At 28.2% G+C, this 23,109-nt stretch carries 25 protein-coding genes and 1 pseudogene; 5 read left to right on the top strand and 21 right to left on the bottom strand.

Going from position 1 to position 23,109, the window contains the following annotated elements; all coding sequences use genetic code 11:
- Positions 1-60 precede the first annotated feature (60 nt).
- Together IMK15_RS05455 and leuS are read right to left on the bottom strand one after the other, a co-directional pair.
- Positions 61-135: pseudogene (locus IMK15_RS05455) on the bottom strand (IS200/IS605 family transposase); the annotation flags it as partial.
- A 156-nt stretch (positions 136-291) separates the two neighbouring features.
- Positions 292-2,877: a leucine--tRNA ligase gene (gene leuS / locus IMK15_RS05460; protein ID WP_192942170.1), complete on the bottom strand. Its 2,586-nt coding sequence runs from the start codon at positions 2,875-2,877 to the stop codon at positions 292-294.
- Positions 2,878-3,064: 187 nt separating this feature from the next.
- Here leuS and rpsO point away from each other — a divergent pair, with 187 nt between their 5' ends.
- The 5 genes from rpsO to IMK15_RS05485 all read left to right on the top strand — a co-directional run bounded on the left by rpsO (position 3,065) and on the right by IMK15_RS05485 (position 6,295).
- Positions 3,065-3,322 (top strand): 30S ribosomal protein S15, encoded by a 258-nt coding sequence (rpsO, locus tag IMK15_RS05465; RefSeq protein WP_046328268.1) that lies wholly within the window; start codon positions 3,065-3,067, stop codon positions 3,320-3,322.
- 66 nt (positions 3,323-3,388) lie between these two features.
- A complete protein-coding gene (locus IMK15_RS05470) occupies positions 3,389-4,756 on the top strand; it encodes an MATE family efflux transporter (protein WP_192942171.1) in 1,368 nt (455 codons plus the stop codon).
- Positions 4,737-5,174 carry a ribose 5-phosphate isomerase B gene (rpiB, locus tag IMK15_RS05475; protein ID WP_192942172.1) on the top strand — a complete coding sequence of 146 codons (438 nt, stop codon included), beginning with the start codon at positions 4,737-4,739 and terminating at the stop codon, positions 5,172-5,174. The genes IMK15_RS05470 and rpiB overlap by 20 nt, the downstream gene beginning before the upstream one ends.
- Position 5,175: 1 nt before the next feature.
- Positions 5,176-5,517, top strand: coding sequence for an HIT domain-containing protein (locus tag IMK15_RS05480; protein ID WP_192942173.1), 342 nt, complete (start codon positions 5,176-5,178; stop codon positions 5,515-5,517).
- A complete protein-coding gene (locus IMK15_RS05485) occupies positions 5,498-6,295 on the top strand; it encodes a TrmH family RNA methyltransferase (protein WP_226869221.1) in 798 nt (265 codons plus the stop codon). Before IMK15_RS05480 ends, IMK15_RS05485 begins: the two co-directional genes overlap by 20 nt.
- A gap of 20 nt (positions 6,296-6,315) precedes the next feature.
- Here the strand turns inward: IMK15_RS05485 and IMK15_RS05490 are convergent, their stop codons facing one another.
- The 19 genes from IMK15_RS05490 to IMK15_RS05580 all read right to left on the bottom strand — a co-directional run bounded on the left by IMK15_RS05490 (position 6,316) and on the right by IMK15_RS05580 (position 23,100).
- Positions 6,316-7,068 carry a formate/nitrite transporter family protein gene (locus IMK15_RS05490; protein ID WP_192942174.1) on the bottom strand — a complete coding sequence of 251 codons (753 nt, stop codon included), beginning with the start codon at positions 7,066-7,068 and terminating at the stop codon, positions 6,316-6,318.
- 8 nt (positions 7,069-7,076) lie between these two features.
- Positions 7,077-7,625 carry a DJ-1 family glyoxalase III gene (locus IMK15_RS05495; protein ID WP_192942175.1) on the bottom strand — a complete coding sequence of 183 codons (549 nt, stop codon included), beginning with the start codon at positions 7,623-7,625 and terminating at the stop codon, positions 7,077-7,079.
- Between the two features lie 17 nt (positions 7,626-7,642).
- Positions 7,643-9,352: a phosphoenolpyruvate--protein phosphotransferase gene (gene ptsP / locus IMK15_RS05500; RefSeq protein ID WP_192942176.1), complete on the bottom strand. Its 1,710-nt coding sequence runs from the start codon at positions 9,350-9,352 to the stop codon at positions 7,643-7,645.
- A 15-nt stretch (positions 9,353-9,367) separates the two neighbouring features.
- A complete protein-coding gene (locus IMK15_RS05505) occupies positions 9,368-10,018 on the bottom strand; it encodes an ankyrin repeat domain-containing protein (protein WP_192942177.1) in 651 nt (216 codons plus the stop codon).
- Entirely contained in the window at positions 10,015-10,737 is a 723-nt protein-coding gene (trmD, locus tag IMK15_RS05510) for a tRNA (guanosine(37)-N1)-methyltransferase TrmD (protein ID WP_192942178.1), read from the bottom strand. The genes IMK15_RS05505 and trmD overlap by 4 nt, the downstream gene beginning before the upstream one ends.
- Positions 10,734-11,219, bottom strand: coding sequence for a ribosome maturation factor RimM (gene rimM / locus IMK15_RS05515; protein ID WP_192942179.1), 486 nt, complete (start codon positions 11,217-11,219; stop codon positions 10,734-10,736). Before rimM ends, trmD begins: the two co-directional genes overlap by 4 nt.
- Positions 11,212-11,838: a hypothetical protein gene (locus IMK15_RS05520; protein WP_192942180.1), complete on the bottom strand. Its 627-nt coding sequence runs from the start codon at positions 11,836-11,838 to the stop codon at positions 11,212-11,214. Before IMK15_RS05520 ends, rimM begins: the two co-directional genes overlap by 8 nt.
- Complete coding sequence (locus IMK15_RS05525; protein ID WP_046328258.1) at positions 11,838-12,224, bottom strand: PTS-dependent dihydroxyacetone kinase phosphotransferase subunit DhaM; 387 nt, start codon at positions 12,222-12,224, stop codon at positions 11,838-11,840. The genes IMK15_RS05520 and IMK15_RS05525 overlap by 1 nt, the downstream gene beginning before the upstream one ends.
- Positions 12,224-12,787, bottom strand: a complete 564-nt coding sequence (locus tag IMK15_RS05530; RefSeq protein WP_046328257.1) for an RNA methyltransferase — start codon at positions 12,785-12,787, stop codon at positions 12,224-12,226. The genes IMK15_RS05525 and IMK15_RS05530 overlap by 1 nt, the downstream gene beginning before the upstream one ends.
- 1 nt (position 12,788) lies before the next feature.
- On the bottom strand, positions 12,789-14,495 hold the full coding sequence (locus IMK15_RS05535) for an NUDIX domain-containing protein (protein WP_192942181.1): 1,707 nt from the start codon (positions 14,493-14,495) through the stop codon (positions 12,789-12,791).
- Positions 14,495-15,781, bottom strand: a complete 1,287-nt coding sequence (locus IMK15_RS05540) for a transcription antitermination factor NusB (RefSeq protein ID WP_192942182.1) — start codon at positions 15,779-15,781, stop codon at positions 14,495-14,497. Before IMK15_RS05540 ends, IMK15_RS05535 begins: the two co-directional genes overlap by 1 nt.
- 11 nt (positions 15,782-15,792) lie before the next feature.
- Entirely contained in the window at positions 15,793-16,659 is an 867-nt protein-coding gene (locus IMK15_RS05545; protein ID WP_192942183.1) for an alanine racemase, read from the bottom strand.
- Positions 16,619-17,167, bottom strand: a complete 549-nt coding sequence (locus IMK15_RS05550) for a hypothetical protein (protein ID WP_046328253.1) — start codon at positions 17,165-17,167, stop codon at positions 16,619-16,621. The genes IMK15_RS05545 and IMK15_RS05550 overlap by 41 nt, the downstream gene beginning before the upstream one ends.
- On the bottom strand, positions 17,133-18,929 hold the full coding sequence (locus IMK15_RS05555; RefSeq protein WP_192942184.1) for a tetratricopeptide repeat protein: 1,797 nt from the start codon (positions 18,927-18,929) through the stop codon (positions 17,133-17,135). The genes IMK15_RS05550 and IMK15_RS05555 overlap by 35 nt, the downstream gene beginning before the upstream one ends.
- 11 nt (positions 18,930-18,940) lie before the next feature.
- A complete protein-coding gene (gene mnmA / locus IMK15_RS05560) occupies positions 18,941-20,023 on the bottom strand; it encodes a tRNA 2-thiouridine(34) synthase MnmA (protein WP_192942185.1) in 1,083 nt (360 codons plus the stop codon).
- A gap of 86 nt (positions 20,024-20,109) precedes the next feature.
- Positions 20,110-21,132, bottom strand: a complete 1,023-nt coding sequence (glpX, locus tag IMK15_RS05565; protein ID WP_192942186.1) for a class II fructose-bisphosphatase — start codon at positions 21,130-21,132, stop codon at positions 20,110-20,112.
- A 13-nt stretch (positions 21,133-21,145) separates the two neighbouring features.
- Entirely contained in the window at positions 21,146-21,613 is a 468-nt protein-coding gene (locus IMK15_RS05570) for a prolyl-tRNA synthetase associated domain-containing protein (RefSeq protein WP_226869222.1), read from the bottom strand.
- 88 nt (positions 21,614-21,701) lie between these two features.
- Positions 21,702-22,094: a pyridoxamine 5'-phosphate oxidase family protein gene (locus IMK15_RS05575; RefSeq protein WP_192942188.1), complete on the bottom strand. Its 393-nt coding sequence runs from the start codon at positions 22,092-22,094 to the stop codon at positions 21,702-21,704.
- A gap of 13 nt (positions 22,095-22,107) precedes the next feature.
- Positions 22,108-23,100, bottom strand: coding sequence for a lipoate--protein ligase (locus IMK15_RS05580; RefSeq protein ID WP_046328248.1), 993 nt, complete (start codon positions 23,098-23,100; stop codon positions 22,108-22,110).
- Between the last annotated feature and the right edge of the window lie 9 nt (positions 23,101-23,109).

The raw sequence follows: 23,109 nt of genomic DNA on the forward strand, positions 1-23,109 counted from the left end.
ATGCTTTTAGCTGTTTCATCAGTCCACATCCCTCAAAATTATTTAATCCTTTGTCCTTGTTCTTCTATATTTTACAACAAGAACTAAGTGATAATACAGTAAGAATACTGAATGAGAATTACTATCTAATATCATTATTATTACTCCTATTTTTATATATCTACTGATTTGATTATATCACTAACAATAGGGCAATTCATCGCACCACCTGCAGAGGTGGGCGACTTCTTGCCTGTTATGTTAAAATTAAAATATTCATGGTAAAAAACGGTAGCTCTTGCTACCGTTTATCTATCTTATTACTACATTAACTAACTTCTTAGGAACAACTATAACTTTAACAATAGTTTTACCTTCAATTAGTTGTGATATTTTTTCATTTTCTAGAGCTAATTTTTCTGCTTCTTCTTTTGAGATATTAGCACTAACTTGCATTTCTGATCTTAATTTTCCATTTATTTGTATTACCATAGTAATTTCTGAACTATGAGTTAATTTTTCAACATATTCTGGCCACTTTGCGTTATAAATATATCCTTTATTTCCTAGTTTTTCCCATAATTCTTCTGCTATATATGGTGTAAATGGTGAAATCATAAGTACCATAGAAACTACTGCTTCCTTAAATATCTTGTTTGATTCACTGCTTTTTTCTGATTTGTCTAAAACATTTTGTTTGTAACTAGAAATTTCATTTAACAATTCCATTGTTGCTGCTATTGCAGTATTAAAGTGGAAATTATCTTCCATACTTTCTGTTACCTTTTTTATAGTCTTATGAACTTTTCTTTGAAGATTTTCATCTTCTTTACTTCTTTTTTCTATATCTATATCATCATAGTCTTTTGATAATATTTCACCTGTTTCTTCAACAATATTGTATATTCTTGATATGAATCTATAGGCTCCCATAACACCATTCATGTTCCATTCTAATTCTTTTTCAGGTGGTGCTGCGAATAGTGTGAATAATCTTGCTGCATCTACTCCATATTCTTTTGTTAATTCTTCAGGATCTAGTCCATTATTCTTTGATTTTGACATCTTTTCCATCTTAACAACTAATTCTTCATTTGTATCTTTAGCGTATGCCTTACCATTTTTTAATTCTACATCTTTTTCAAATAGGTACTTTCTTTCTTTATTTGAATAATATGAATTAGCCAAAACCATACCTTGAGTTAATAGTCTCTTAAATGGTTCATTTGTTGATAAATATCCTAAATCACGAAATACCTTATGGAAGAATCTTGCATAAAGCAAGTGCATTACAGCGTGTTCAACCCCTCCTATATATTGTGACACTGGTGTCCATGAATTTGCATCATTTTTATCAAATGGTATATTAGGATTTTTAGGATCAAGGTATCTTAGGTAATACCATGATGAATCAACAAAGGTATCCATAGTATCTGTTTCTCTTCTTCCTAATTTACCGTTAGGTAATACCACATGTTTAAAGCTTTCTGATGTCGTTATAGGGTTACCCTTTATTTTAAAGTTAATATCTGTAGGTAATTCAACTGGTAAATTCTTTTCTTCTTCTAGATAAATATTACCTTCTTCATCATATATTACAGGTATAGGTGTTCCCCAATATCTTTGTCTACTTATTAACCAGTCATGAAGTCTGTAATTTACCTTCTTTTCACCCTTATTTAAACTAACTAACTTGTTTATTATACCTTCTTTAGCTTCAACATTTGATAAACCATTAAATTCTTCTGAATTTATCATTGTACCTTTTCCAGTATATGCACAACCTTCTTTTTCATCTTCTCCCTTTATTACTTGTCTTATAGGCAAGTTATACTTCTTAGAAAATGCATAGTCTCTTTCATCATGTGCTGGCACTGCCATAACAGCTCCTGTACCATAATCCATTAGTACATAGTTTCCTATATACAAAGGCACTTTTTCATTATTTACTGGATTAACTACAAATAGACCTGTATCAACACCTGTTTTTTCCTTATCTGCCGCTTCTCTTGAGATTTTATCTTCATTTATCATACTATCTATTTGTTCTTTTAATTCTGGCTTTTCTTTTAAAACTACCTTTTCAACTATTTCATGTTCTGGAGCTAATACTACATAAGTTACTCCATACAATGTATCTACTCTAGTTGTAAATACAGTTATAGGGATATTTTCACCATTGTAGTTTAAATTAAATTCTACACTAGTACCTTCAGATCTACCTATCCAATTTTTTTGCATAGCTAATACTTGTTCAGGCCAACCTTCTCTTAATTCTTCATGACCATCTAGTAACTCTTGTGCATATTTAGTTATTTTAAAATACCATTGTGATAATTCTTTTTGTATAACATCTGTTTTACCATGACGCCAACATTTTCCTTGTTCTACTTGTTCATTTGCTAAAACTGTATTACAGTCTGGACACCAGTTTACATATGATTTTTTCTTGTAAACTAGACCTTTTTTATACATTTCTATGAAAAATTTTTGGTTAAATTTATAGTATTCTTTCTTGTAGGTTGCAATTTCTCTATCCCAATCATAAGATATACCCATTAACTTTAATTGTCTTTTCATGTTTTCAATATTTTTAGCTGTCCATTCTTCAGGCATAGCTCCATGATCTATTGCAGCATTTTCAGCAGGTAGCCCAAATGAATCCCAACCAAATGGGTGTAATACATTAAATCCTTTCATTTTTTTGTATCTAGCTATTGCATCTCCTAATGTATAATTACGAAGATGTCCTGCATGTAATTTACCTGATGGATAAGCAAACATTTCAAGTAGATAATAGTTTGGTTTACCATCTACATAGTTTGAAGATTTGAAAACTGAATCTTCTTCCCATTTTTTGCTCCATTTTTTTTCTATTTTACTTGGTGAATATTCCATAATATACTCCTTATTCGTTAAAATTATTATTTCATTATACAACTTTTATATCTTTTTTTCTAGTCTCTTCCATCAATATTTTAATTTGACAAATAGCGTTTTTTATGTTAAAGTAAATATGAATTTTTTCTCAGAATATATTTTGCCAGATATATTCTTAGATTAGATAATAAAGGAGGAAACGGCAATGAAATCAACACAAGAATTAATTAAAGAATTCGGTAAAAATGAAAAGGATACAGGTTCATCAGAAGTTCAAATAGCAATTTTAACTGAAAAGATAAATCACTTGACTGCTCATTTAAAGAACCATCCTAAAGATGTTCACTCAAGAGTTGGACTATTAAAAATGGTTGGTAAGAGAAGAAGAATGTTAACTTACATCAAGAACACAAGACTTGATGATTACAGAACTCTTATCGAAAGATTAGGATTAAGAAAGTAAAAATATATTAGAGCAACACAGTGTGTTGTTCTTTTTTTTCAACAATTATTTAGGAAAGGGGAAAATATGCGTAAAAAAGTCGATATACTTACTGGTAATATATCTACAAATTTATTTAAATTAGCACTACCAATAGTTCTAACATCATTAATTTCAATCTTATACAACTTGACTGATATCAAGTTTATAAGTGCATATATAGGCGATAGTGCTGTAGCGGCTGCTGCTGCTGCAACATTTTTCTTAGTTTTAGGTTTTGCCTTTTTATTAGTCCCCAAAAATGGTGCACAAATCTTAGTAGCACAAAGTATAGGTGCTAAACTTTACAGAAATGCTAGAGCATATGCAAGAATATCTATTATTATTACAATAATATTTTCAGTATTTTGTATGACAATAGGGTTAGTTTTCTCTGATGGTTTAATACGTTTAGTTGGTATATCAAATCCAAACATATTAAAATTAGCTAAAACTTTTTTGAGATATTGTTGTTTAGGCTTACCATTTCTATTTCTTTCTAACACTATTTCTGCTATAATAAGTGCAGATGGTGATACATTTGGACCTTTTGTATTTAATTCATTAGGTGTAGTAATTAATATATTTTTAGATTACTTCTTTTTAGCCTTTTTGAATCTTGGTATAAAGGGAGCTGCTATTGCAACAGTTATGTCACAAATAATATCATTTGTTCTACTAACAATCTACTTTTTATCACCAAAATCAAAATTTAGAAAAATGAAACTTTTTAAGCTTGATTCTTTAAATATGTATATAAAGTTATTTAAAATAGGACTACCTGGTGGTATTAGCCAAGCTCTATTTACTATTATCGCCATAGTACTAGCAAATATTATAGCAAGATACGATGAAGAAGTACTTGCTGTACAAAGATTAGGTGTACAGTTTGAATCTTTCTCATGGAATATTTCTGGTGGTTTTTCTAGTGCGGTTGCAACATACATAGCACAAAATTATGGTGCAAAACAATATGATAGGATAAAGAAAGTATACTATATTTCTCTTAAAGGTATTTCTATATTTTCTGTGTTTATAACCTTCGTATTTATTGTTTTTGCAGAACCTCTATACCGTGCATTTTTACATGATGAACGTTTAATACACCATGGTATAAACTACCTAACTATTGTAGGACTTGCACAAATACTTCAAAGCGTTGAAATTATTACAAACGGAGCATTTAATGGTATAGGTCGTATAAATGAACCTACTATTATAGGTGTAGTAGGAACAGCTTCTAGAATACCTCTAGCATATTTCCTTGCTCCAATATTTGGAATAACTGCTATTTGGTGGGTTATCTGTGGTACTATGGTAGTTAAAGGAATTGTAAGTTTTGTTTTATTTATATTTTTATGGAATAGATTTTTATTATCAAAGGAGAAGAAAAAATATGAAAATAGCAATAGGTAACGATCATGCTGCTACTGATTACAAAAATGAAATTGTTAAATTTTTAGAAAAAGAAGGTCACGAAGTAATTAATCTAGGTACAGACTCACATGAATCAGTTGATTATCCAGTTTTTGCAAAAAAAGTATGTAATGTAGTTGTAAAAAAAGAAGCTGATTTTGGTATTTTACTTTGTGGTACTGGTATAGGTGTATCCATTGCTGCAAATAAGGTTGAAGGTATACGAGCTGCACTATTATACAATGAATATTCTGCAAGATTAACAAAGCAACATAACAACGCTAATGTTATAGCATTTGGTGCAAGAGTTATGGGGATAGATTTAATCTTGTCTTGTATAAAAGCATATATGGAAAGTGAATATGAAGGTGGAAGACACCAAAGAAGAATTGATATGTTAGAAAGTTGTGGGTGTTAATATGAAAACAATATTTAGTAAAATAATAAACAAAGAAATTAAAGCTGACATAATATATGAAGATGACGATATAATAGCATTTAAAGACATTTATCCTGCTGCACCTATACATATACTATTTGTCCCTAAAAAAGAAATTCAAAACTTAGCTTACGCTACTGAAGATGATCTTATCCTATTAGGCAAAATTCAACTTGCTATTGCTAAAGTTGCAAGAGATTTAGGTATAGACAAAGAAGGTTATAGAGTAGTTTCAAACATAGGTGATTTTGGTGGACAAACTGTTCAACAAATGCACTATCATTTATTAGGTGGTAAAAAACTTGGAACAAAAATGGACTAATATAGAATTTTTAGAAAGTAAAGAAAACAAGCGATACAAACTCTTAAAAAAATTAAATAAAAAAAAGTATAGAGATATAAACAACATATTCATAGCTGAAGGAGAAAAATTTATTGATGAAATAGAAAACTTCTCTCACTGTGTAATCAAAAAAAGTAATTTTGAATATTTTGACACTAACTATGATTTAAAAAGGTTTAAAAAAATAACAGTTCTTGCTGATAACCTTTTTAATGAATTGTCAACTCAGGAAAATAGTCAAGGAATAATATTTATTCATTCTAAAAATACATATAACCTCAATAATATCAAAGGAGATATTGTAATATTAGATGACGTTCAAGATCCAGGTAATGTTGGTACAATAATCCGTACTCTAGTGGCTCTAAATTACTCTAATTTGATACTTACTAATGGTAGCTGTGATGTATATACCCCAAAGGCTGTAAGAGCATCTATGGGCAGTATTTTTAAGTTAAATATTATCTATGCAAGTTATGAAGAAATAATTAACTTTCTAAAAGAAAACAACTATACAAGCTTTGCTACCAATTTAGCAAGCAATTCTATTGTATATACTGATTGTAAATTAAAAACTAATAAAAACGCATACATATTCGGTAATGAAGGCGGTGGTGTATCTAAAACCTTAATAGATAATTCAGACTACTCTGTCATCATTCCAATATCTGACAAAGTTAATTCACTAAATGTTAGTGTTGCAACTGCTGTATTTTTGTATAAGATGCGTGAAATAGAAAAAGTTTCGGGCTTTTAATTCCGAAACTTTTTTTTTTTTTACTTATTTGCATACCATAATCCCATTGTAACTAATATTCCACCACCTATGAAATTACCTATTGTAACACATAAGAAATTGTATAATATTGCTGGTATTGTAACACCTTCAAATCCATACATGTATGATAAAGGTAGATACAACATATTTGCTACAACGTGACTATAGCCTAATAGAATAAACAACATAATAGGAAACCAAATACCAAAAATCTTAGAAATTCCATCCTTTGCTATGTATCCTAAAAGTGATGCTGTACAAACTAAAATGTTACACATTATACCTTTTAAAATCATATCTAGTGCACTTGTTGTCACTTTATGATGTGCATATACTTGTAATACCTTAACTGAGTTTTCATTAAATGTCCCAGTCTTGTATGTAATACCTGCTATAATTATTCCACCTACTAAATTAAATATCCAAACTATAGCTAATATTTTAAACATTTTGCTTAATTTCATTTTCTTTTCTAATACTGCTATTGTCATCATACAATTACTTGTAAAAAGCTCAAATTTTAATAGAATTATTGCTATAAGTCCTACTGGAAATACGCAAGCTCCTAAAAATTTAGCTAAGTTTACATTAGTAAAAAATATATCTGAACTAACAAAAATATTTCCTACTGCTCCTAGGGCTATAAATGCACCTGATAGCATTGCAAGTATTGCTAACTGTAATAAAGTTTTTTCTTCTCTATGATGACCTGCTTCTATTACATATTCTAATAATTCCGATATTGTTTTCATATCATCTCCTAATATACTATTGCTTTTTCAACTTTTTCTCTTGTTTCTTTTCCTTCTAACATTTCTACAAGTTTTAAACCAAAATCAATTGATGCTGCAGCTGCCCTACCTGTTATTACATTATCAGATACAACAACTTGTTCATTTACTAATTTAGCGTTATTTTCAACTAATACATGTTGGAAACTAGGGAAAGATATTGCATTTCTTCCTTCTAATATTCCTAAGTTAGCTAATACACTAGGTCCTGCACATATAGCTGAAACCATTTTCTTGTTATTATAATTTGCTTTTACCTTATCTAGTAAGTCTTGATGATTATAGTAATTCTTTGTTCCTGGTCCTCCTGGTAAAATTACTAAATCATATGTAGATAAATCTACATCTTTTAACTTCTTATCTACCTTTATTTCAATGTTTATTGCACTTTTTACATAGTCCTTGTTTTCAACTGATATTACATCTACATAAATTCCTGCTCTTCTTAACATATCTAAAGGAGCCATTGCTTCAACTATTTCAAAATCACTAACTAGTGTTAATGCTACTTTTTTCATATATATCCTTCTTTCTATTATCTAAGAGAATCTATAACTTCTTCAGGAGTATTCATACTTAATATTACATCTCTATATTTCTTAGCATCTTCATATTTTGTATCTCTAATTTTCTTTTTAACTCCTAGTATAGAACTTGCACTCATAGAGAATGAGTCTAATCCCATACCTAAAAGTATTTCTGTTGCCTTCTTATTACCAGCAAATTCTCCACACATACTTACTGATATTCCTCTATCATGTCCTGCATCTATTACTCTTTGTATTGCTTCTAATACTGCTGGGTTAAATGCACTATATAGTCCTGAAACTTTTTCATTTCCTCTATCTACTGCTAAGAAATATTGTGTTAAGTCATTAGTTCCTATTGAGAAGAAGTCTACTTCTTTTGCAAATTTATATGCTATCATAGCTGTTGAAGGTGTTTCAACCATTATACCTACTTGTATATTAGTATCATATACCTTACCTTCTTTATCTAATTCTTCCATACATTCTTTTAGTATTTCATTTGATTTTCTAATTTCATTTATTGAGCAAACCATAGGATACATTATCTTTATCTTTCCATATGCACTTGCACGTAATATTGCTCTTAATTGTGTCTTGAACATATCTTTATGTGTTAATGATATTCTTATTGCTCTATATCCTAAGAATGGGTTCATTTCCTTTGGTAAATCAAGATATGGTAATTCCTTATCTCCACCTATATCCATAGTTCTTATAGTCACAGGTTTTCCTTTTAATTTTTGTGCAACAATCTTGTATGCTTCATATTGTTCTTCTTCTGTTGGCATATGGTCAGAATTCATGAATAAGAACTCTGTTCTGTATAATCCTACACCTTCTCCACCAGCTGCTATTACAGCATCTACATCTTCTGGTTTACCTATATTACCCCAAACATTAACTGTTCTTTCACCGCAAGAAGTTGTTGCAGGTAAATCCTTAAGTTTCTTTAATTCTTCTTTTTCTTTTAAGAAGTTAACCTTCTTTTGCTTGTATGCTTCTATTACTTCTTCAGTAGGTGATAGATATATTATACCTTTTTCACCATCTAATACTAAGTATTCACCATCTTTTACAGTTTGTATGATATTTTTTACACCTACAATTGCTGGTATTTCAAGTGATCTTGCCATAATAGCTGAGTGAGCTGTTTTACCACCAAATTCAGTAATAAAGGCTGCACAATGTTCTAAGTCTAATTGTGCTGTATCTGATGGTGTTAAATCATCAGTTACTACAATAGTATCTGGTTCTAAGATAGATAAGTCCTTTATCTTAATACCTAAAGTGTTTTTTATCCATCTTTTAGCAATATCACGTAAGTCTGATACTCTTTCTCTTAAGTATGCGTCATCTAATTGTGATAAAATATTACAAGTTTCTTCTACACCTTCATTTATCGCATAGGCTGCACTCATACCTTCTTTAGTTACTCTTTCTTTTATACCATCTTGTAGATCTTCATCTTCCAATAATTCTATGTGTGCATCAAAGATAGCTGCTTTGTCTTCACCAAGTTTTTCTCTTACTCTTTCCCTAATTGCTAATAATTGTGATTTGGTCTTAGTTATACCATCATTTAACTTCACTAATTCTGCTTCAGCTGATAAACTTGATTTTTTCATTGATTCTAAATCAATTTTATCTTCAATGTAAATAAGTGCTTTACCTAATGATATACCCTCAGAAGCACCAATACCTGTTAATCTTATCATGTTATGTATCTCCTCCTATTTTAATTTGCCTAATTCATAATCTCTTAATATTTTTACCATCGTACCTTTTCCATGTCTTGTTGCAAGATCATACACATCGTAACCATTTTTATCTTTTTTGCGAATAATAGCACCATGTCTTAGTAGAAGTAATAATATATCTTTATTTTCTTGTAATACAGCCTCTTCTATAGGCAACCAACCATCTGTATTACTTCCCTTGTTGACTAATTCTTTTCTATTTTCTATCAAAAATTTAGCAACATCATTTGAACCGTAAAAAATTGCAGTTACTAACAAAGTTTTACCTAATATTGGATGTAATGTATCAAGACTAGCACCCTTTTTTATTATTTCCTTTAACATATCTACATTATTATACATTGCACATATTAGGATAGGTGTGAATCCTTTTTTATCCACTACATTTACATCTAGCTCTACCTTATTTTCTTCTTTTTCACTTGGTATGTTATATGACGCCTTATTAACATTTGCTTTGGGGCTTAATAATGCTTCGGCATATACGTTATTTTTTGTTTTTATAGCAGAAAATAGCCTTGAAATTGTTTTTTCTCTTTCTAATTCCCTTTTATACTCTTCAATATATCCTCTTGAAAAAGTAAATGTAGAAAATATAGCAAACAATAGAAATATTTTTTTCATAATAAATCCTCTATCATCTTTCTAAAATCTTCATCTTCTTCTAGCTTTTTTGCTATTAAATCTGGTCTATTTTTTATAGTCTTTTTAACACTTTCTTTAAAACGAAACTCTCTAATTCTTTTATGGTCTCCACTTAGTAGTACCTCTGGTACTTTATGTCTACCTAAACTACTAGGTTTTGTATATTGTGGATAACCCAAAAGTCCGTTATAGAAAGAATCTGTTTCATATGATTCTTTTGTTATTACACCATCTTTTTGTCTAGTAATTGCATCTATTAGACATAAAGCTGGTAAATCACCACTAGTTAGTACAAAGTCCCCTATACTAATTTCTTCATCAACATATCTGTCTATGACCCTTTGATCAAGGCCCTCATATCTACCAGAAATTATTACAAGATCCTCTTTTTCTTTTAATTTATCAATTCTTTCTTGATTTAATTTATTACCTTGTGGTGTAACAAAGACTACATATGGTTTTCTATTTTCTTCTTTTAAACTAAAGAAGTACTTAAAGAATGGTTCTGGTTTTAATAGCATACCTGCTCCACCACCAAAGGGTGTATCGTCTACTTGATGATATGAATTTGTTGAATAGTCTCGTATATTCACAATATCATATTCAACCAAATCATTATTAACTGCTCTATCTAAAATGGTTTGGCTTAAATACAAATCGAATAATTCTTTAAACAAAGTTAATACAGTTATTTTCATAGCATACCTTCTATCAATTCTACTTGTATTTCTTCTCTTTCATCATCAATTTCTTTCACAAATACGTCTATAAAAGGGATTAGTATTTCTTTTTCTCCTTTTACGACCAGTATATCTTGTGCCTTATTTTCCATTACATCTACTACTTGTCCTATACTTTCATTAAAGTTTAAGACCTTATATCCTATAATAGATTTTTCTTCTTCATATTCTGGTACTAAATCTTTTCTAATGCTAATATCAGCATCGATTATTTCCTTAGCATCATCTATGCCATCTATTTCATCAAAAGAGATTATAGCCCTTTTTCCATTAAAACCTTCTACCTTTTTTACAAAAAGTATTTTAATATTATCATTTTTAGAAGCTATTACTCTTTTGCCTACTATATCTTCCAAAATTGGAAAACTAGTGCTTATTTTTACAGCTCCCATTAGCTTATGTGTTGTTGTTATATGTCCAACATAATATACATCACTCACTCATACCACCCTTAATTATATCATTTTGTTCAAAATTTTTGTATAGTAAATATGAACTAATTGAAAAAATTATTGAATTAAAATAGTTCAAAATCAATGCATGTTTATGAACATACGCCAATATTTCATCACTATTCGCAAAACTAACTGAATAATATTGTGCCTTTAGTATTAAAATCCCAGAAAACACAACTGAAAAGACTAAAATATTTATTATATAGTCAAAAAGTAGTCTAAATATATTGTTTTTTACAAGTTTCACAGACAAAAATACCTTATCGCTAATTTTTAATCCCAATAAAAGTATCATTAGTGCTATAGGCAAAAATACATATGACAATATCGGTATTCTTATCAAAACAAAAAGTAGTACATATGAAATTAATATATTTTTTACCTTTATTTTCTTTTTAAACAATGCAAAATTCAATATTAAATATATTACTAAATATATTAACGGTAAAAATATTAGTGATAAAATAGGGATTTTTTTTACTACTATAGCATATGGATAAAGTACCACAAGACTTGGAATTAAAAATATTAAAGCCAAAATATATGTTAAGTATATGTTGGTTATAGTCCCCATTTTTTTACCAATAATTTTATCTTTTATCATTATTTAACCTTTCTGAATTCTTTACTATCTTCTGCAATTTTCTTTAAAGTCTTTAAATCTATTGTTTCATCATTACCTGCAACAGCTGAAATTGCCCCTTCTATCATAGGTGCATCAGCTATTTCAACTTTTATCTTACCTTCTAGTAATTTCTTTGCATGAATTGCACAGTCTATTGAACTTCCTAGATCAAGTATTACTAAAACACCTTCTCCTTTATCTGCTTTTTTAATAGCTTCAACTACATATTCAGTAGTTGTCCCAAATTGTATATTCTTATCTGACCCATTTACTATTTCAAAATCACTAGTTTTAAATACATTTAAAAAATCTATTAAATCGTCACCTATATTACTACAGTGACTTATTATTACTATTCCTACCATTAATCTTCCCCCAATAATCTATCTAATATTATACTAACTGCTGCTCTTACTGATAAGTGATTATACTTTGTTTTACCTCTTATAGGTTCTATTATCTTATACGACATAGACATTACCTCATCTGTTAATCCAAATCCAGTACCAAATAAGAGTAATACAGGATCTTCCATTGTGAATAAAAGCTTACTCATATCAGCAAATGTTATACTATTATCATGTATTTTTGCTGATGTTGTAACTATCTTAGGTTTCTTACCTGTTAGTTTTTCTATACTATCCATTGCTTCTTGTATACTAGAAACTACTCTTGTATTTTCAAATGCTTCATTTCTGTCCTTATTAAATCCTATTCCATCACCTTCTTGCCAATAACCCATTATTCTCTTAGTTAATTCTATCTGAGATTTTACAGGTGTTATAATAAAATACTTATTAATGTCATAGGTTCTACTTGTTCTTGAAATATCATGTATATCAAAATTTGTTACAGATGTTGCAACAATCTCTTTATTTTTGTTGTATACTGGGTAATGAACTAACCCAACAAATATATTTTCTCTCATACTAGTATAAATATATCATTGCTTCTTTAAGTATATTTCTTTGACCTAAAAACGTTAATGCTTCTTTTGCTTGCTTATATGTTAACCACTGTGCTTTTGATAACTCATGTTCATCTATTTTAATATCTGCACTTAATGCTTCTGCCATGAACAATGTAACTTCCTTATATATATTAGGATATATTACATACTTTAACGTCCTTCTAAAAGCCTTAGAATTTCTTATAGCAATATCTATATTTGTTTCCTCCTTTGTTTCTCTTATAGCAGTTTGTTCTTCACATTCATCTGATTCCATATGACCTTTGGCAAATCCAAAACTTCCGCCATTACTTCCTCTGATTATTAAAAACATATATTTTCCATTAATTTTCTTATACACAATAGCTCCAGCACTTTTCTCATACTTAAGTTGTGCGTTATTTAAATATTTTTTTGTAATATAGCTTAGTAGTTCAAATTTAGAATTAGGTAAATCTCCATTTAAAACTTTACTAAATACATCCATTTTTATTCCTAGAATCTTTTTTCCTTCTATGCCTAAATTAAATAAATCAACATTATCTAAATCAAGACTTGATAAAAATACTGGTTCTTGTGCCATATACAATATTTGTATGTTGTATAAAAGTTTTTGTATGTCTTTTATATTTAAATCAAATAAGATCATTATTAGATTAAATAACTTACATACATTTTGATTATTTACAAGGTCTAATAACATACGTTTTAGCATAATTAAACTTGGCTTTTTATTGACCAAATTATGATAATATATTAGATTTTTTACTATACTTTTCTTTGATACATTTAATGTAAATTTTGTTCTAAATTTTTCATACAGCTCTATACTATCATTTTCATAGAGCCTTTCTGTATGAATGTTCTTCTTACCTGAAAAAGAAAATATTAGAGCATAACTCATGTCTATATCAATTTCTCTATAGCTTTCTTGCATTTTTTTATACTTCTTACAAATCTCTAGAAACAATATATTATCAAATGTATTTTTATTGAAAATGTCTATAAAATGTCTTAATACATTTAAGTTAAACATAGCTTCTATCGCTTTATATGCATATCTTCCTAGTAAAATCTTATTAAATTCAGATATTAATCGCTCCTTTGAAAATGAAGAAAAAAGACTTGTATCCTTTGCCATGTTTTTTATAACTAGCATTGTATTTTCTTCAAGTTCAAAACCTAAGTGTGACATAAATCTAAATGCTCTTAATATTCTTAGTCTATCTTCACTAAACCTTATACTTGCATCACCTATACTTCTTATCAATCTATTCTCTAAATCATAACTACCATTTTGAGTATCGATTAATTCTTTGTTATAGTAAAAAGCATTTATTGTAAAATCACGTCTTATTGAATCTTTATTTATATCATCAATAAATTTAATGTATTGGGGATTTCTCCCATCAGATATACCTATATCTTCTCTTAATCTTGCAATCTCATATTTTTTATCTTTTAGTTTTATGGTAATAATTTGATATTTCTCATTTGATAAAACTGGATTATATTCTCTTAAAGCTTCCATAATATCAATTTTATCTAAGTTTGTTACTATATCTATATCGCTACTTTTTATACCAAGCAATGTATCTCTTACATAACCACCAACTATATATGCACTGCCTTTTTCATTTAGTTTGTATAAGATATCTCGTGTATCATCGTCTATTAAAACTTCCATTAATCTTCATTTTTCTTTCTTAATTTTATGATGTAAAAATTATCTAAATACTTATTTTTATAGCTTAAATATATACCCCCTATTTCGTCTTTTATATACTCTATACCTTCTGGAACTTTAGGATCTACTACCTCTAAGTTAGGGTATTTTTCTAATATATATTTAATGTTATTTGTATTTTCATTTTTAGTTATAGTACAAGTACTATATACTAATTCTCCACCTTTTTTTAAAAATCTAAGATTATTTTCTATTATTTTCTTTTGCAACTTCTTTAATGCTTTAATATCAGATAAGCTTAAACTATATATCTTCTCTGGCTTTCTTTTTATTACACCTAAACCTGAACAAGGAACATCTAGTAATATCTTATCAAAGTATTCTAAAGGATAGTCCTCTTCATTAGTTGCATCTTTTTTCTCTACTATCATATTAGAAAAGTTATATCTCTTTTTTAGACCTTCCAAAATTTCTATCTTATGATCGTATATATCTTGTGCGTATACAACTTTAGGATTGAATAAACTTAATATACCAAGTGTTTTACCACCAGGACTACTACATGCATCTAAGACTGTATCTCCATCTTTTGCATCTATATTTTTGCATACTATATATGAGGCCCCGTCTTGTATAAAATATGTATTTTCTTCTAGCTTTTCTAATACCTTACCATTTTTTAAATAGAATACATCTTCTAATCTGTATACCACATCGTTTTTAATAAGGTCATAAAATTTATCTATATCAATGGCTTTTCTATTAACTCTTATAGATAGATAAGATCTATTTTTTAAATTTTCCATAATATTGATGTAGTCATCTGGAAAATCTATTTTTATCTTTTCTTCTAACCACTTAGGATATGAATATTTTATATGAAATAACTTCTCATCATCAATTTTCTTATTAATCTTATCAATATTAGAAACTATCTTATTTAAAACTGAATTTACAAATTTAGCCTGATGTATGCTTTCTTTTTTTGCTATCTCATTTGCTTCGTATATGATACCTTTTGAGTCTTTAGAAGAAAAGGCAATCTGTGCAACAGATAGTCTTAAAAGATGTTTTATTTTTCTTTTACTTACATTACTAGCATATTGGTTTATAACATAGTCTATGTATATGAGATTTTTTAAAACATCAGTTATAATATTTTTTACAAAAGATTTTTGCTCATATGTATAGTTCTTTATTGTAAAATAGTAATTTAATTCTATATTACTAAATTTATTTTTAAATATTATAGAATCTAAAATATTCACTATATCTTCTTTTATCATTTATCCTCTTTCTATATTAATGTTCTTTTTATATATGGTGACAAACTTGCAAGTTGTTTTTCTGAATCTATGTCTATATATACATAATCACCTATGTCTTCTGTAATAGGCATATACATCATATCCATACAAGCATTTTGTATATTTATGTCCTTATACCCCAATTCTAATATAGCTATATCCATATCTTTTTTAGCTATATTCTTACTTCCATAAAAAATATATTCACCTTTTTTTATACTTCTTTTTTGCAAAACTTTAACTTTTAAAACACTTGCCTTTAAAAAGCCTTCATTAAATCCGTAAAGTCCCATTCCTATACGACAATAATCATATTTGTTCGGGTATAATAGCATTGCTTCTGTTGAAAAAAGATGTTTTTTTACGTTGGTATAATTTTTACAAATTTCATCAAATCTATTCACTTGATCTATTACTCTTTTCTTATTAAACGCATCAGATATATGTGAATAAACACTTAATATATTAGGATAATCTACATACTCATCAAATCCTAATCTATTAAGTCCTGTATTAAATGAAACGTGTACTCTAAGCCCCCTGTATTTTTCAATTTGTTTTTGGGAAAATAGAGTTGGCTCAAAATTATATGTCTTCACTAAATCTATATCTTTTTTATCAACATCTCCTAGTATCAACACCCTACATCCACTGTCTATTTTTCTTACTCTCATAGCTTCTTCTATATTGCTAACTGCAAAAAAATCTTCATTTTGCTCTTTTAATATACTTACAATATTTTCTATACCTAAGCCATAAGCATTTGCCTTTAAAACGTATATATTATTAGGTGAATATTCTTTTAATTTATTTAAATTACTTATTATTCTCTTTTTTCTTATTAATAATTCTGCCATATCTTTCTAGTCCATAATTTAATAATATTGCTATAATCGCTAATACTGCTTCATACTTTACAAATATTTCCCAAACATTTAAATATGAAACAAAGAAGAATAAAACTGATAACGTTCTATATTTCTTTTTTGTAAATGCTTCATTAACAAGATATAGACTAATAAGTACATATGTTATTTTTGAAAATATAACAATATATCTAAAAGTGTCACTAATGTAAACCATATCACTTATATATGATGATGCATTTATAATAGTTGATATTATATTTGCATATACTAATATAACTAAATAGATATATTTATACTTTTTTTCAATATTAAGTTCATTTAATATGTTGTTAAAATATAAGTAACTTACTACTGTTAAAAGCAAACCTCCTACTGTTATATATATATTACCTACAGGTTTTTCTATGTAATAATATTTTAAAAATAGGAGTATCAAAAAGAATATTAAAATTAATATATTATTAATTTTCTTCATTTGTTTCAATATTGTTTTCATCTTTATTTTCTCCATAAACAAGATTAAATTGTTTAACTATTTCTTCTTTATAAGTTCCCTTGGCTATTTCATTATAAATTATTTGTTTGTATTTTTCTTTTACCTCTGGTAAGACTTTTGATTGTTTATATATAAGAGATAGTGCCATGCTTATCTTATTTTCAGTACAATAATTCAAGCAATATTTCAACACTCTATCTGTTTCATATATTCTATATTCATTATATTTATTTACATTTAATACAATGTCAATATAGTCTGTATAATATTCCATAAATCTCTTATCAGTTATTTCAACACTTTCTCCATTTGTTTCAGATAATACTTTAAGTGTTGTATTAAAGAATTTACTTATAACTTGGTTGTAAACCTCACTACTTGTCTTTATAATAAATCTATCAACCTTTTGTTTTTCATTTAAGTCGTAAGTAAAAATTTTAAACTCAAATGTACCATTTTCATCTAAGACTTTTACTTGTCCTGTTAATACCATGTCAAGTTTAGGGTTACTTTCCTTTATTTTCGCAAAATATTCATCAGAATATGGTTTTCTACACACATATGTACCTAAATCATCATACATAAATAAAGCCATATTTCTTAAATTGGTTAAAAGACTTATTCTTTCATTTAAGAATATATGTATATTTTTAGAAAAATCTTTAACCTTTTCTGGAACTCTTATACTCGAATTCAATTCAAATGGTAGTAATAAAACACTCTTACCTGTTCTATTTACTTGTTCTGTTTTGAATAAAAGTGTATTTAATGGCCCTTTTATTCCTATACTTTTTAGTTTACCCCAACCTTTTTCATTTATCATGCTATCATACTTAGATGGGTTTTCTATTTTTAATTTTTTCTTTAAAAATTGCTTTTCGTAATCTGCAAAAAATTCATTTTGTATATTATTTAAATATAGCTTGTGTAATAACTCTAATCCCTTATCACATTGGTTGTCTTTAAAGTAGAAATTAAGCACTGCTTGGTGCAAATTAATATTATCTGAATTAACATCATATTTTGGAATAATATAGTTTTCAAATTCAGTATATCTCTTATTTGCTAAAAGTATATTTGCTACTTTTAAAATATGCTTATCACTAGTATGTAAATCTAGACTCTTCAATAAATTCTTTATACCTTCGTCTAAATTTCCTCTATCATATTCTACTTTTGCTAATTCCATATAAAGATACCATGACTTAGAATTTTGTGCTAAATTACTCAACCATTCATAGTAGAAGTCGTCTCCTTGACCTTTCATATAGTCTTTTAATTTATCTATAGCCTTTATGTAGTTATTATTATTTGTAAATGACATAAATAAGTTTTTTTCCATTGACTTATAATCCCTATTTTTTTCTTGTGCTATAGCTAAATCATAATACATTGCATAATTAAATGGATATCCTGCATTTAAGTATGTTTCATATACTTCTACTGCTTCTTTATACATATTGTTATTCATATAGCATTGAAAAATTAAATCAACACATCTTTGATTGCTCTTATTCTCATTGTATAATTTCATACAATATTCAACAACATCAAGTGATAATCCATATCCTATAGCTGTTTCTAAAATATCACATTCTTTTGTAATATTATTCTTATTCTCATCTAATTTTTCTTTCATTCTTTTTAGCCATATTTTTTTATCTACACTTACTTTTTTCCCTTTATCATCGATTATGTCTATATATTCTTTTTGTTCGTCATCCTTATCACTACTCTTTTTAAAGAAAATATCCCAAAACATAAGCTCATCTCCTATTTTATAATCTCATCTATTGCTCCTCCACCGATGCAAATATTTCCTAAATATCCAACAACCACTTGACCTAGTGTTACTGCTCTTTGTTTTTCATCGAATAAAACTTTTATTCTTCCATCATCTAGTTTATACATAGTTGCTGATACGTCCTTTTGTCTATATCTAAATTTAACAGTACATCTTAGTGGAAAATTTACTAGTTCAGTGTTAATAATATTGAACTCATTTGTAATCAATCCTTTGGAATAAAGTATACTTGTATCCCCTTGTGAGACTATTAATTCATTTGTCTTTAAATTCTTATCTGCAACAAAATATGGTTGTCCATTTCCTTCTTTGCTATTCCCTATACCTATACCTTTTCTTTGACCTATAGTATAGTACATAAGTCCACTATGTCTTCCTAATATTTTACCTTTGTTATCAACAATGTTACCTGCTTTAGAAGGTAAGTATTGACTTAAAAACTTATTAAAGTCTCTTTCACCTATAAAGCAAATACCTGTACTATCTTTCTTGTTTGCTGTTGCTAAATTATACTTCTTTGCAATTTCCCTTATTTCAGGTTTAATATAATCTCCTAATGGAAATAATACTTTTTCTAATTGTTCTTTTGATAATTCTGATAAAAAATACGATTGATCTTTATTATCATCTATACCACGTAAAAGTATAGCTCCTTTATCACTGTGTATAACCTTTGCATAATGACCTGTTGCAACATAATCAGCACCCAAGCTCATTGCGTAATCAAGAAATGCCTTAAACTTTATTTCCTTATTACACATAACATCTGGATTAGGTGTTCTACCTTTTTTATACTCATCTAAGAAATATTGAAAGACTCTATCCCAGTATTCTTTAACAAAATTTACTGAATAACAAGGAATACCTATGCTTTCTGCTACCTTTTGTGCGTCTATATAGTCATTTTCACTGGTACAAACTCCATTATCGTCTTTTTCTTCCCAGTTTTTCATAAAAACACCTATTACATCATAACCTTGTTGTTTCAAAAGTAAGGCTGTTACAGAAGAATCTACTCCTCCAGACATACCTACAACAACTTTTTTATTCATAAATAATTACTCCGTTTTTATTTTTATTATACACTATTTAGACATTTCTTACAATTAAAAAGGGAAAAGCTTCATAACTTTTCCCACTACTTAACTAAGTGACTAATATTTGGATCTTTGTAATTCAAATTATGTATCGAATTAATATATCTAATTGTTTTAGATGAACCTCTGACTAATAAGGTTTGGGTTCTAGCTATATCACCTTTTCTTTTAACACCTTCTAATAAATCTCCACTAGTTACTCCAGTTGCTGAAAATATTATTTCATCTGTATTAACTAAGTCTTTTAATGTTAAAACATCTCCTACATGCAATCCTCTTTTTTCGCATCTTGCTTTTTCAAAGTTAGAAATCTTATCATTTTCAAGTGATATTCCTTTAACTTCTGATCTTAATTTAAGTCTTGCTTGCATATCTCCACCCATAACTTTAATTACAGCAGCAGATATTACTCCTTCTGGAGCTCCACCTATACCATATAGCATATCGGCTTCTGAATCTGGCATACAAGTTAATATTGATCCTGCAACATCACCATCAGGAAGTGCATACACCTTTATACCTCTTTCTTGTAAATCTTGTATAATCTTTTTATGTCTTGGTTTATCTAGCACTACTATCATTAAATCTGTTATCTTCTTATTCTTAGCCTTAGCTACTATTTCAATGTTTTCTATAAGAGGTTTTGATAAATCTATTAGTCCTTTAGCTTCTGGACCTACTATTAATTTTTCCATATACATATCAGGAGCTTTTAAGAATGTTCCTCCCTTAGCAACTGCTAATACAGCTAAAGCATTTGATTGAGCTAGTGCTGTCATTCTTGTACCTTCTATTGGATCTACTGCTATATCAACCTTTTCATAGCTGACATCTTTATCTTTTAGACCTACTTTTTCTCCTATATATAGCATAGGTGCTTCATCTATTTCTCCCTCACCTATAACTATTTCTCCATCAATCTTAATTCTATTAAGAATTGTTCTCATTGCATCAACACCAGCTTGATCTGCAGCCTCTTTATTACCTCTACCTATCCACTTGTATGCTGCTAATGCTGCAGCTTCAGTAACTCTAGCAAATTCCAATGCTAATTCTCTTTTCATCTTTCCTCCACATTTAAAGTTCTATTATTTTTAATTCATATCCTATATTATTTAAATATTTAATTAAGTCTGTTGTATTAATGAAAATAGTTTTTTCATTAGTGTTAGGATGAAAACTCATTCTATCTTGAGTTGTAATCTCTTTATCTATATATACTTTAATATCTTTATCATCATTATTTAATAAGCCAAATGGAGAAACTACTCCAGATACAAGCTTCATCTTTTCAGCTAAACTTTCAGCAGAAGCTATTTTTATTTGTTTTTCTTCTGTAATTCCCTTAAATTTATCCATATCCAATCTTTTAGCGTCATCCATAATAACTAAATAGAAGTTTTTCTTCTTTCTATTAGTTAAAAACATAGTCTTAGTTCTCACACCTTCTATGCCTTCTATGAACTTATCAGCTTGCTCAGTAGTTAAAGCTGGTTCATGTTCAACTATCTGAACTTTTATACCCAATTCATTTAGTTTATCCATGACCTTATTAAACATGTATTACCTTCATTCTTTTTTTCATTATATCACAAAAAATAGCTAGTTTCTAGCTAGCTATTTTGTCATACATTTATTTAATTTCTTGCCCAGCAGTAGGACCTGATTTTAATGTGTCTATTCTTTCGATCTTTATTACTGTTACAGCTTTTGGTACTCCCATCTTACCTTCTGCCCATTTTTTGGCTTCTTCGTAGTATTTTCCTTCTTTGTATACTTTTGCTTTACCAACAAATCTATAACCATCTAGTTTTTCACGATCAACTATTATTATTGTAGCATTTCCTGTTCTTTCAATATTTCTTTCTGTTCTACCTGCTGTATTTTCATTAAATACTATAGTTTCATCATCATAAACTCTTCCTGATCTTTTAGGACCTACATTGGCTGTTAAATCTTCATTTACAGTTGCTATTATTGGTAACTGTTCAGAAAACATTTTCTTCATTTCTTCTGTTAATTTCATAGATATCCCCTTCCTATATTTCACATATTGCTTTTGCGACTTCTTCTTTTGTCATTCCCAAGAAGTATTTTGATATATCAATGTCTTTTAAGGCATCTAGTACATCTTCATAAGTATATTTTCTACCTATTAGGACCTTTTCAATGTCATCAACATCATTAATACCAAAGAAATCTCCATATATTTTAATATTTTTAATAACTGAACCTTGTACATCTGCATATGTAGTAATTTTACCAGATGGGTACTTAACTCCTCTTTTTATATTATAGTCTGGTGCCTTACCATATACCCAGTCCCATGTAGCTTGTTTAGTATCTCTTGCGTGCTTTATCTCTTCTAATTGTTTATCTGTAAATACATATTCAGTAAAATCTTTATTAGTACTCTTCATTTCATCTAGTATCATATTCATAAATTGCTTTATTGTAATTTTTTTAGGTAACTCATCTAATATGTTAGTTACTCTACTTCTAACTGACTTTATACCCTTAGATTCTATCTTATCTTTTGATACTTTAAGTGCTTTTGTCAAAACAGTTAAATCAACATTGAATAAAAGACAACCATGGTGCATCATTCTTCCATTAAAATATGCTTGCGCATTACCACAAATCTTTTTACTATCTATTTGTATATCATTTCTTCCTGTAAATTCTGCATTTACACCTAATTTTTTTAGTACGTTTATTACTGGTTGTGAGAATGTTTTAAAATCAAATGCTTCATTTCCTACTTTTGATGAAATAATAGTATAATTTAAATTATTTAAATCGTGATAGACTGCTCCACCACCTGAAACTCTTCTTGCAACACATATATTATTTTCTCTTACATATTCAGCATTAATTTCTTCAATTGCATTTTGATGTTTACCTATAATTATTGATGGTTGATTAATCCAAAGTATAAATATTTCTTCTTCATCAGTTAATTTTTTAAAGCAATATTCTTCCATTGCCATATTAAAATGTGTATCATTTGTCTTACTAACTATATATTTCATTGATATAAC

This window comes from Sneathia sp. DSM 16631 (assembly GCF_014892235.1).
Taxonomy (GTDB): Bacteria; Fusobacteriota; Fusobacteriia; order Fusobacteriales; family Leptotrichiaceae; genus Sneathia; species Sneathia vaginalis.

Coding starts and splice junctions, on each gene's coding strand:
- rpsO (WP_046328268.1), top strand. CDS start 3,065: ATGAAATCAACACAAGAATTAATTAAAGAATTCGGTAAAAATGAAAAG.
- IMK15_RS05525 (WP_046328258.1), bottom strand. CDS start 12,224: ATGGTAGGAATAGTAATAATAAGTCACTGTAGTAATATAGGTGACGAT.
- IMK15_RS05480 (WP_192942173.1), top strand. CDS start 5,176: ATGAAAACAATATTTAGTAAAATAATAAACAAAGAAATTAAAGCTGAC.
- IMK15_RS05545 (WP_192942183.1), bottom strand. CDS start 16,659: ATGGCAGAATTATTAATAAGAAAAAAGAGAATAATAAGTAATTTAAAT.
- rpiB (WP_192942172.1), top strand. CDS start 4,737: ATGAAAATAGCAATAGGTAACGATCATGCTGCTACTGATTACAAAAAT.
- trmD (WP_192942178.1), bottom strand. CDS start 10,737: ATGAAAATAACTGTATTAACTTTGTTTAAAGAATTATTCGATTTGTAT.
- IMK15_RS05575 (WP_192942188.1), bottom strand. CDS start 22,094: ATGAAATTAACAGAAGAAATGAAGAAAATGTTTTCTGAACAGTTACCA.
- IMK15_RS05540 (WP_192942182.1), bottom strand. CDS start 15,781: ATGATAAAAGAAGATATAGTGAATATTTTAGATTCTATAATATTTAAA.
- glpX (WP_192942186.1), bottom strand. CDS start 21,132: ATGAAAAGAGAATTAGCATTGGAATTTGCTAGAGTTACTGAAGCTGCA.
- IMK15_RS05555 (WP_192942184.1), bottom strand. CDS start 18,929: ATGTTTTGGGATATTTTCTTTAAAAAGAGTAGTGATAAGGATGACGAA.
- leuS (WP_192942170.1), bottom strand. CDS start 2,877: ATGGAATATTCACCAAGTAAAATAGAAAAAAAATGGAGCAAAAAATGG.
- IMK15_RS05580 (WP_046328248.1), bottom strand. CDS start 23,100: ATGAAATATATAGTTAGTAAGACAAATGATACACATTTTAATATGGCA.
- IMK15_RS05535 (WP_192942181.1), bottom strand. CDS start 14,495: ATGGAAGTTTTAATAGACGATGATACACGAGATATCTTATACAAACTA.
- IMK15_RS05505 (WP_192942177.1), bottom strand. CDS start 10,018: ATGAAAAAAATATTTCTATTGTTTGCTATATTTTCTACATTTACTTTT.
- mnmA (WP_192942185.1), bottom strand. CDS start 20,023: ATGAATAAAAAAGTTGTTGTAGGTATGTCTGGAGGAGTAGATTCTTCT.
- IMK15_RS05495 (WP_192942175.1), bottom strand. CDS start 7,625: ATGAAAAAAGTAGCATTAACACTAGTTAGTGATTTTGAAATAGTTGAA.
- IMK15_RS05470 (WP_192942171.1), top strand. CDS start 3,389: ATGCGTAAAAAAGTCGATATACTTACTGGTAATATATCTACAAATTTA.
- IMK15_RS05570 (WP_226869222.1), bottom strand. CDS start 21,613: ATGGATAAACTAAATGAATTGGGTATAAAAGTTCAGATAGTTGAACAT.
- ptsP (WP_192942176.1), bottom strand. CDS start 9,352: ATGATAAGATTAACAGGTATTGGTGCTTCTGAGGGTATATCATTAGGT.
- IMK15_RS05490 (WP_192942174.1), bottom strand. CDS start 7,068: ATGAAAACAATATCGGAATTATTAGAATATGTAATAGAAGCAGGTCAT.
- IMK15_RS05530 (WP_046328257.1), bottom strand. CDS start 12,787: ATGAGAGAAAATATATTTGTTGGGTTAGTTCATTACCCAGTATACAAC.
- IMK15_RS05550 (WP_046328253.1), bottom strand. CDS start 17,167: ATGAAAACAATATTGAAACAAATGAAGAAAATTAATAATATATTAATT.
- IMK15_RS05520 (WP_192942180.1), bottom strand. CDS start 11,838: ATGATAAAAGATAAAATTATTGGTAAAAAAATGGGGACTATAACCAAC.